This window comes from Allobosea sp. P1_A7, from assembly GCF_056406775.1.
This window is the reverse complement of the sequence record NZ_JBFTZN010000610.1, coordinates 1-909: the sequence shown is the minus strand read 5'-3', so window position 1 is coordinate 909 and position 909 is coordinate 1. Positions and strand designations below refer to the sequence as shown.

The window sequence follows — 909 nt, the reverse complement described above, 5'->3', positions numbered from 1 at the left end:
GCGCGTTTGCGCCGGTTGAAGCGCTCAAGCAGCAATGGCGAGAAGTAGACGACCCCAGCGGTGGATCGTGGAATGGTCGATGCTGATGCCGCGCTCGGCCATCATCTCCTTCAGGTCGCGCAGGCTCAGGCCGTAGGCCAGATACCAGCGAACACACAGCAGGATCACCGATCGGTCGAAATGAAGGCCCTTGAACATCTGAAATCCCCCCGCAATGGGTGGAAGGTGATGCCCTAACCTCCGTAACTGAAGAGTTTGCAACAGAACCCCCCAACCAGGTATGGGATCTCGCTGACGCCGGCCGGAGCCTCGGCCGTGGCAAGGCTTTCGCCTTTCGGGGCACCACGAACAGCGCGTTCACCGGAGGGGAACATTCCCTACGAGCTCTGCTGTACCGATCTCGAGCACATTGCCCTCCTTCGGGAGGCCATCGCGCAGCAGGCCAATCCGAATTCAACGGCTTGCTTCACTGGTCTCCTCGAGGAGCGCGCTGGTTTCCCGATCTTCCACGCAGAGCGCGTAAGTTCTCCGACTATCCAGGCTTCCTTCGATGAAGGCTGGAAGCGCCTTCAGTGCCGCCTTCCGCAAGCTGTGAAGCGGCATGCCGTTTGCCCCCCGATCGGCGCCCAAGACACGCCCATCATCGGTGGCAGGTTCCTGAAACGAYAAGAGAATATTCGAGATACGCGGGTCACGCAGGACACCGATTCAGGGTCAAATGGGATGCCTATWCACAGTCATCGGGAACGGTATCAGWACRCCCCGAGCTAGCGAGCCAATGGACTATCCCAGACGAGAAGCAGCAGCGCCTTGAGCTCGGTGAAACGCTCTGGCCCAAGTTCGATGCTCCACTCGCGCTCGATGTCGCGCAATATGTCGACCATCTTCCAGAATGCGGCGTGTCCACGT

The 909-nt window shown here is 59.7% G+C and carries 1 pseudogene; it reads right to left on the bottom strand.

Features of this window, described 5'->3' with window-relative positions:
- Nucleotides 1-198: pseudogene (locus AC1D34_RS37990) on the bottom strand (IS6 family transposase); the annotation flags it as partial.
- Between the last annotated feature and the right edge of the window lie 711 nt (nt 199-909).